Source organism: Undibacterium paludis (assembly GCF_022568815.1).
In the GTDB taxonomy this organism is placed as follows: Bacteria; Pseudomonadota; Gammaproteobacteria; order Burkholderiales; family Burkholderiaceae_D; genus Undibacterium.
The window spans coordinates 360,988-370,338 of record NZ_JAKZHX010000004.1 but is presented as its reverse complement, the minus strand read 5'-3'; the positions used below and the strand labels follow the sequence as shown (position 1 = coordinate 370,338).

The window sequence follows — 9,351 nt, the reverse complement described above, 5'->3', positions numbered from 1 at the left end:
TCGCTTGTCTCCTCGATCTTAGAATATGAAGGCGGTAATAATAACCGCTGTTGATGAAAAATTTACGTTTCTCGCCTGAAAACTTTTCATATTTTTTGTAGCAAGCAAATGAACCTCTGGTTTGTCTAATTTGCCGACCCATTTGCTGTTTCGTCTGGCACTTATGCTAATGGACATTACATTGCCAGATTTGCACTCCACACTTTGCTTCGCTCAATTCGTTCACACTGATGACTCAAGCCGTTTATTCAAAGTATGAAAGTCAAAGTATGAAAGACGCTTAGCAAAATTTGAACCATCCCTCATTTTTGATTTGCTAAGCCTGACTGTGAAAAAAAGCATGCACCAAAATCAATAGTAATTGATCGTTTTGCACCAAAAGAGTATCGGGTTGAGCGATTTTATTCTCATTCCTTTTCCACAAAGACCACTGCACTGAGCGCCGGAATCGTGAACTTGCCGCTGCTCCGTTGATAACCTGCCTGTGCTGCTACACGTTTATCTGCTGCCTTTGCCTGCAGATGAACTGGATGCAGTACATAGTCGTGTTGACTTTCTTCCGCAATATCAAGCGTCTGGGTTTGCTGACTGACATTGATAAAGTATGCAATAGTCTTGAAGCCCGCATTCGCCCATTTCTTACCGTCAAGACGGGCTGCAATAACGAGCGGATTCTGTTTTGGGCCGGTATTGTAAAAATGCAGTCTTCGTTCGACTTCGTCCGCCGTAGGTAAGCGGAACAGGCTTGAGCTTGCCCTGATGGTCAGTAAATCGCGGAATTGATCGCGGCAAAAGGCAATGTCTTCCGGTCGAGGTTTGATGTCAGGATTGTTCAGCAGGGGCTTGATGTAGGGGTAGAACTGTATGTTGTCTTTTTCTGGCGGCAAACCTGTGCCAAAGTAATTGTCCTGATATGTCCAGTCCAGTCGATTGAACCAGTCGCCAGAATTAAAACTATTACCATCCATGGATTTGGAGCGCAGGATGTCAACACCGGCGTGATAATAAGCCACACCTTGACTGAACGCGGTGGTAGCCAGTGCCAGGGCCTGTATGCGTGCCCTGTTTGCACTGCTGGTATCTGCGGGCAGGCGATAGGCGTTGATATCGAACAGGGTCTGGTTGTCGTGATTTTCCACATAATTGACAACTTCGCCAGGCTGGCTGGCGTAAGCACCGATCTGACCGTTGTAGTCCATATCCTGCAAGCGTTGTTGCTGGCCGTCAGCAGTTTGCATGCGGTAATTGCGCAAAGTGCCGGCCAGTCCCAGCCTGACCAGATCGGCGGCGCGCAATAATTCTGCAGGTGATTTATTTTTGTCTGCCAGGGCATTGGGATTGTAGATCAACCCATTGACATAGCCCTGGTTCCTGACGATGCTGTCACCTGTATCGCCATGGCCACCACCACGCAGGGCATCGCGGGCACGGTCGCTGAATGTACCTATGTTGCTACCATTGAGCGAGAGCTGCGAGGCTTGCACGAAGCGTTTGCCATCGGCGATTTCGCCAAAATTCCAGCCTTCGCCAATGAATTGTATTTGCCGGCCTGTTTCTTTCAATAGCCTTGCCTGCATGTCTTCCATGACCTGACGTGGCTGATGACCCATCAGATCAAAGCGAAAGGAGTCAATCTTGTAGTGCTTGCTCCACAAGATGACAGAATCACTCATCAGCTTGGCCATCATGAGGTTTTCTGTTGCTGTGTTATCACAACAGCTTGAGCGCTCTATCTGGCCCAAGTGGTTGAGGCGTTGGTAATAACCGGGCACGATGCGGTCCAGTACTGAATACAGGTTCTGTCCGGCGCCGGCAGTGTGGTTGTAGACTACATCCATGCCCACTCGCAAACCTGCGCTATGCAGTGCCAGCACCATCTTGCGGAATTCTATGATGCGTTGTGCACCGTCGCTGGCATTTGTTGCATAGCTGCCTTCGGGGGCGTTAAAGTGATAGGGCTCGTAACCCCAGTTGTAGCAATCCTTGTCAGCATACTGTGTTGCCAGCTTTTGTTGTTGGCTGCCTGCCGGTTCGCCCTTGATTTTTGGCGTCTGACAACCGGTTTCCGGTACGGTGGCAAAGTCAAATACCGGCAGCAAATGGATGTCTGTCAAACCTGCTGCACTGAGCGCGTGCAAGTGTTGCATGCCATGTGATTTTGCTTCTGTAAAGGCCAGGTATTTGCCACGAAATGCTGGCCTGACGCTGGCGTCATTGATGGAAAAGTCTCGTACATGCAATTCATAGACTTGCATATCGGTCTGGTTGCTGACCTTGCTGCTGATCGTCTGCTGGTTCCAGCCCGGCGGTTTCAAATGATCAGATGACAGGTCGGCGATGTAGCTGCGCTTTGAATCGGTGGTCAGGCTGATGGAATAGGGGTCGGTAACGCGATTGCGTATCAGACCCATGCCTGGCACGATAACATCGGCCAGGTAAGTGTAATACTTGCCAGACAGGTTCACTGTGCTGTCGGCATGCCAGATACCTGTGCTGCCATCAAGCAGCATCGGCAGTACTGCACCTGCCTTGTCTTTGCCATTGGGGTAAATGCAAATTGCAAGGCGCTGAGCAGTTGGCGCCCATAACCTGAATCCGGTGTGAAGCCGTTTACTGTTTTCTGTCTTGTTTATTCGAACGCCGAAATCATCGAGACTGCTCGCTGCCTTATATAAGTCATCAAGTGCCCCGGCAATTTGCAGGCCTGTGTAGTCAAGAACTGTGCCTTCAACATCTTCTGCGACCAGCATGACCTGAGTTTGCTGGATACTTTTGAGTTGCTGCATATCTGCGACCAACTCATAATCATTTTCTGTACCCTGTCCTGCGTTTGTATAGGCAAAGCGCCGTTTCAATGCCGAGTCAAGCGGCTGCTGAGATGGTCTCAAGACGAAAACCTGCTCATAACTTGCTACCTTACTGCCTTTTGCCAATATCAGTTGTGCCGGTCTCGAGCTGTATAGCTTGATAACATGTGCTGCTGGTACCTGTGGCCAACGTATCAACTTCCCTGATAGCCAGTAGGCACGAGCTTCATTGCTGTTCAATGTGGCCGGACTCAATATGGTTTGATATTGAGGGCTGTTGCAAGCGGTCAGCTCATTTCCAGATTTGTTGTTATTGAGCGCGAAAGCTGTCTGGCTGCTGTAACCAGCAAGCAGCAACACTATTGGTGTCATGACAAGTCTTGCGCCACAGGTTCGCAAGTCTGATGTGCATCGACAGACTGCGCGCAAACTTTCCTGCAGTAATGGCCAAAAAGTCAAAAGAGTCTCCTTGAGCAAAATTTGATGCAAATTTGGGGGCAGTTGTTCATGTAGTTACATTAAAAGTAGTGTGACTACATAATAAAAATGCTTCTTTTGCATTGATTTTACTGATTTATTGTGGCTTGAGCCAACATTTTCGGAAATTTTAACCTAATAATCGACAATTTGTTAGACATGGTTCTTTGATATATGTAGTATTGTTACATAAATTTCTGTGTGGCTGATTTGATCATCTGGCCACTGCTCAGGCAAAAAACATGAATGTTCAGATGTTGACAAAAAATTCAAAGAATCCTGGCCAGACAAGTCTGCGTTTGTTGGCTGATATCGGTGGCACCAATGCCCGTTTCGCTTTGGAAATGGGCAATCACGATTTTGTTGCTATTACGGTGCTGCCCTGCAACGCTTATGCTGACCTGCAATCTGCCATTGGCGCCTATCTGGCCAGTCCGGAAGTGTTAGCCATGGTGGGGGGGCAGGCGGCAGTCAGGTATGCCGCTATTGCGATAGCCAATCCTGTCGATGGTGATGTCGTACGCATGACCAATCATCACTGGACTTTTTCCATAGAAGCATTGCGGCTGGTATGTGGTTTTGATGAGCTGGTGGTGGTGAATGACTTTACCGCGCTTGCCATGTCCCTGCCACATCTTGGTGAACATGAGCGCGTACAGATAGGTGGCGGCAGGGCGCAGGCGCAAAGGGCGATAGGCATCATCGGCCCGGGCACTGGCCTTGGTGTGTCTGGCATCATCCCTGCTGGCGAGCATTGGGTTGCTCTGTGCAGCGAGGGTGGGCATGTCAGTTTTTCCCCTGGGAATGAACTGGAAGTGGATATCCTGCGTCAGGTATGGAAAGAATACCCGCATGTTTCGGCAGAACGGCTGATCTCTGGCATGGGGCTGGAATTGATGTATCGCGTCCTTCATCAGTTGAAGGATGCCGGTGACACGGAATTCATGAGCGCGGCTGATATCACTCGCCGCGCCCTTGACGGCAGTTGTGCCATCTGCACCCTCACTGTTGACAGTTTTTGTGGCATGCTGGGCAGCATAGCAGGTAACCTGGCCATGACCCTGGGGGCTACCGGTGGCGTATATATAGGCGGTGGCATCGTTCCACGCCTGGGCGAATTTTTTGCGCAGTCAACATTCCGTCAGCGTTTTGAAGCCAAAGGGCGTTTTGCTGATTATCTGGCGCAGATACCGACATTCCTGATCACGGCCGAGTACCCGGCATTTTTGGGTGTGTCGGCGATTTTGAATGAGCGTCTGTCCTTGTCGGAAAGTGCCGATGTTTGAATTGAAGAGCATTAACTACAGAGGCACAGAGACAAAGGGACACAGGAAAAAGCAAAGAGACGATCCAATTAAGAACATGAAGGACAGGTCTTTTCTTGTTGAATGAATTTTTTCCGGTGCTTTCTCTGTATCCCTGTGTTGAGAGATCTTGATTTTCAGATTAATAGTCAAACCCATATACATGAATAATTCTTTGACAGTGCAAGCGAATGACTGGTGGCGTGATGCCGTGATTTACCAGGTTTATCCGCGCAGTTTTTTTGACAGCAATGGTGATGGCATCGGTGATTTGCCTGGTATTAAATCCAGGCTTGATTACATCGCCAGCCTTGGCGTGGACATTGTCTGGATATCCCCGTTCTTTACATCGCCAATGAAAGATTTTGGGTACGATGTGGCGGACTATTGTGATGTCGATCCCATCTTTGGCACCCTGGCCGATTTTGATGCACTGCTCAGTCGTGCACATGAACTTGGCTTGAAGATCATGATAGATCAGGTCTTGTCACATTGTTCTGAAGTCCACCCCTGGTTTCTGGAAAGTCGCAAGAGTCGTGATAATCCCAAGGCAGACTGGTATGTCTGGGCCAATCCCAAGGCAGATGGTTCACCACCGAATAACTGGCTGTCGGTATTTGGTGGTTCTGCCTGGCAATGGGATGCGCGGCGACGTCAGTACTACCTGCATAACTTCCTGGTCAGTCAGCCGGACCTGAATTTTCACCACCCCGAGGTACAGCAGGCGCACCTGGACAATATGCGCTTCTGGCTGGAGCGTGGTGTTGATGGTTTCCGTCTGGATGCCTGCAATTTTCATTTTCATGACCGGCAACTGCGTGATAATCCACCCAGCCAGGTACGCGACAATAAAACCGTGCAGGACAATAATCCCTATGGCATGCAGGCGCACATCCATGACAAGACCCAACCTGAGAACCTGGCCTTTCTGGAAAAAATCCGTCACCTGTTGAATGAATATGATGCCATTGCGATAGGTGAGGTCGGTGCCGATGATTCGCTTGCTGTCATGGCTGACTACACTGCCGATGGCAATAAATTGCAGATGGCTTACAGTTTCAACTTGCTGACGGCGACTTACTCTGCTGCTTACATCCGTCAGCAAGTTGAAGAATATGAAGCACGGGTCAAAGGCGGCTGGGTGTCCTGGTCGGTTGGTAATCATGACTCAGTACGTGTCATGACGCGCTGGGGCGGTCAGCAGGCGACACCGGCATTTGCCAAAATGCTGCTGGCCATGCAAATGGCCCTGAAAGGCACACCCTGCCTGTATCAAGGGGATGAACTGGCATTGACAGAAGCCGACATCGCCTATGAAGATATACAAGACCCTTACGGCATCACCTTCTGGCCAGAGTTCAAGGGCCGTGACGGCTGCCGCACCCCCATGCCATGGCATGCAGATCAGCCTAATGCCGGTTTTAGTGCAGGCAAACCATGGTTGCCGGTATCGGTTGAGCATGCAGCGCATGCGGTTTCTGTGCAAGATGCAGATGCCGGTTCCGTACTCAATTTTGCACGTCACATCCTGGCGTGGCGAAAAAAATACCCGCAGCTCAGCAGGGGTGAAATCAGTTTCTTTGATGCACCCGAACCGGTGCTGGCAATACGCCGTGACCTGGCTGGCAGTACCTGCATATTGGCAGTTTTCAATCTTGGTGATCAGCCTGTTTCATTTACCTGGCCCGATGCCGGCAAAGCGCGCACCATGACTGATGCAGGTTTGCCCGGACAGTTGAATGGCAATAGCGTGGAATTACCAGCCTATGGCGCCTGGTTTGGAGAACTGCCTGCCTGATGCCTGTACGATTGCGACGCGCTTGACAGGGCTTTACGATTTTCGTGAAGCCCTTTTTTTGTGCCTAAGCAACTGCGGTTTCATCCGAGAACTGCTTGCGATAATTTCCAGGGCTGTTTTCAACGATACGGCGAAAGTGACGGCGGAGTGATTCTTCAGAACCAAAGCCCGCCATGCCGGCGACTTGCGTCAGGCTGATGTGCGGGGATTCCAGCAGTTCCTTGGCTACGGCAACCCGTTCACGTATCAGCCATTCACCGGGAGCCATACCGGTCGATTCCTTGAAATGCCTCTGCAATGTACGTGTGCTCATTGCTGCTCTTTCTGCCATGGATGTCAGTGTGTGCGGCAGGGCAGGGTTACTTCTTATCCAGTCCATCAATTTGGCCAGGCGCGCATGTTCGTCGCTGGCCATGGGGCGGGGCACGAACTGCGCCTGCCCGCCTTCGCGGTGAGGTGGCACCACCAGTCTTTGCGCCACCAGATTGGCGATTTTTGCGCCATAGTCTTTACGTACCAGGTGCAGCATCATATCGAGTCCTGCTGCCGAGCCGGCTGAGGTCATGATCTGCCCCTGGTCCACATACAGGGCATTGGTTTGCAATTGTATTGACGGATAAAGCTTGAGCAATTTCTCGGCATAACGCCAATGTGTCGTCACAGTCTTGCCATCGAGTATGCCCGCAGCCGCCAGGATGAACACGCCAGAGCAGATCGTGCAGATGCGGGCTCCGCGTGCATAGGCTGCACGAATTTTTTCCAGCAGGACAACTGGTGGCATTTCATCTGCATTGCGCCAACCGGGGAAGATGATGGTATCTGCATGGTCCAGCATATCCAGGCCATATTCTATTTCAACGGTAATGCCACCGGCAGCACGCAATTTACCAGGCTCCAGGCTGCAGGCAATAAACTGGTACCAGTCTACTTCAAGTTCTGGGCGATGCAGGGCGAACAACTCTATCGTGCAACCAAATTCAAAGGTGCACAATTGATCATAGGCAAGAGCGACAACGAGATGTGGTTTCATGGCTTGATCTTAACGCATATTTGATATCAAGACATGGTTTCGCCTCATTCTCGCATCCAGTCGCGCAACTCATAATACCAATAGGCGCATTGGGCAGCCATCAGGCCGAGCTTGCCAAAGACTGGCGGCAGGCCATACTGATCAAGGCCTGTCAGCAAGGTTTTGCCATGCGCGATTGCCTGCGCCACCAGCTCACCTGCCAGGGTAGTCGGCGCAACGCCATGCCCGCCAAAGCCCATGGCGTACCAGATACCGTTTGGCAGACAGCCGATCTGTGGCATCTTGTGCCGGGCGTAGCTCATCAGGCCGCTCCAGGCATATTCAACCCTGGTACCGGCCAATTGCGGATAGACTTTCAGCATGTCCCTGTATAAAAGGGAGGCCACTTGCTCCGGTTGTTTTTCCTGTATGGAGATACGCCCACCCCACAGCAGGCGGCTGTCGGCCAGGGGGCGGTAATAGTCGAATGCAAAACGGGTGTCATACACGGCGGCACCAGTCTTCATCGCTGTCTGCAGCTGTTCACCAAGTTTTTCTGTCGCCATGACATAGGTGGCAATCGGCAAGACAGAAGCGGCCAGTTGCGGGTAGAGTTTTTCTATATAACCGCCGCAACAGACAACGACATGCCTGGCTTTGACCAGGCCATTACTGGTTCTTACCTGTTTGTCGGCAGCGTTGTTATCTATTGATGTAACACGGCTTTGCTCAAACACTTTTACGTCACTATCACTGAGCGTCCTGGCCAGACCCTGAGCATATTTGAGCGGGTGAAAATGAAAGGCGTTTTTTTCATGCAGCGCACCCGAGTAGCGATCGGTTTGCAGGCTCGCACGGGTCTGTTCACGTGACCACAGGGACCAGTCCACGGCAAATTCGCGTAGCATGAATTCTCTTTGCCTGATCAGCGCTTTTTCATCATCAAACCAGTTGGCCAGCAAGACGCCGCTTTCATTGATATCACAATCGATACTGTACTGTCTGATGCGCTTGCGTATCAGGTCAACACCATCGAGTGTCAATTGATACAGGCGGCGTGCAGGTTCCCGTCCGAGTTGTCGTAACAGTTCGGCATTGTCGAGACTGAAGCCGCCAAATACGAAACCACCATTGCGACCTGATGCGCCATGACCTATCTGTTCTGCTTCCAGCAAGACGATGTTTTTCACACCGCGTTCCAGCAAGCCCAGAGCGGTTGCCAGGCCGGCAAAGCCTCCGCCTATGATGCATACTTCGCAATCAAGAGTTTCATGCAGACTGGGGCAGACTGCATTGTTGGCTGTGGCCTGGTAAAAAGTGCGGCTCAGGTTTTCTTTCAGGAGCATGGTGTCATCGTTCAAATGCAAGAAAGCCGCCAAGTTACATGCAAGATGACAAGTGTGGCAAGTCTGTTGTGGCTGGCAAATTTTGCATGCACTGTTTACATTTGTTCTGTTGGCAATTAAACTATGCATGCAATTTCCAAAAAGTTGTCGTAAGCGTTTACGTCAAGCAACGCGCCACCTGCCGCCGGTTTTTCCGGAGCCAGATGTCTGCGCGTATGACGTGTCGGTCACTCTATACCTGCAAGACAGGCGCCTTTATTTGACCTGCGGCTTATGAGACCACTTTATGAAAACTCAAAACAATTCTTCCCCTGCCTACCAAATGCGTAAATTGCCTGCACGTTATGCTGCATTGGTCATGCCCTTTCTGTTATCGATACTGATGACCTTTATCGTTTCAATGATCAGTACCTTGCGCAGTGTGGGCCTGGTTGATCATTTCCTGTCTATCTGGATGGGTTCCTGGGCTTTGTCGTGGGTAGTAGCATTTCCGACTTTGTTGCTGGTATTGCCACTGGTCCGACGTATGACGGCCATGCTGGTGGATATGCCGCGTTAAACACTGGCTTTGCGTCAACTTTGACAGCTGTCCGTGATGATCATGGACAGC

The 9,351-nt window shown here is 50.7% G+C and carries 6 protein-coding genes; 3 read left to right on the top strand and 3 right to left on the bottom strand.

Features of this window, described 5'->3' with window-relative positions:
• Positions 1–407: 407 nt before the first annotated feature.
• Positions 408–3,179: an alpha-1,6-glucosidase domain-containing protein gene (locus LZ463_RS09835; RefSeq protein ID WP_241455449.1), complete on the bottom strand. Its 2,772-nt coding sequence runs from the start codon at positions 3,177–3,179 to the stop codon at positions 408–410.
• A 359-nt stretch (positions 3,180–3,538) separates the two neighbouring features.
• Between LZ463_RS09835 and LZ463_RS09830 the strand changes: the two genes are divergently transcribed.
• Positions 3,539–4,570, top strand: a complete 1,032-nt coding sequence (locus LZ463_RS09830; RefSeq protein ID WP_241455448.1) for a glucokinase — start codon at positions 3,539–3,541, stop codon at positions 4,568–4,570.
• A 181-nt stretch (positions 4,571–4,751) separates the two neighbouring features.
• A complete protein-coding gene (locus tag LZ463_RS09825) occupies positions 4,752–6,386 on the top strand; it encodes an alpha-amylase family glycosyl hydrolase (protein ID WP_241455447.1) in 1,635 nt (544 codons plus the stop codon).
• Positions 6,387–6,450: 64 nt separating this feature from the next.
• Here LZ463_RS09825 and ftrA read toward each other — a convergent pair whose 3' ends face one another.
• Complete coding sequence (gene ftrA / locus LZ463_RS09820) at positions 6,451–7,416, bottom strand: transcriptional regulator FtrA (RefSeq protein WP_241455446.1); 966 nt, start codon at positions 7,414–7,416, stop codon at positions 6,451–6,453.
• 44 nt (positions 7,417–7,460) lie between these two features.
• Positions 7,461–8,741: an NAD(P)/FAD-dependent oxidoreductase gene (locus LZ463_RS09815; RefSeq protein ID WP_489686101.1), complete on the bottom strand. Its 1,281-nt coding sequence runs from the start codon at positions 8,739–8,741 to the stop codon at positions 7,461–7,463.
• A 286-nt stretch (positions 8,742–9,027) separates the two neighbouring features.
• On the opposite strand from LZ463_RS09815, the gene LZ463_RS09810 reads away from it, so the two are divergent.
• Positions 9,028–9,300 carry a DUF2798 domain-containing protein gene (locus LZ463_RS09810; RefSeq protein WP_241455444.1) on the top strand — a complete coding sequence of 91 codons (273 nt, stop codon included), beginning with the start codon at positions 9,028–9,030 and terminating at the stop codon, positions 9,298–9,300.
• Positions 9,301–9,351: the final 51 nt, after the last annotated feature.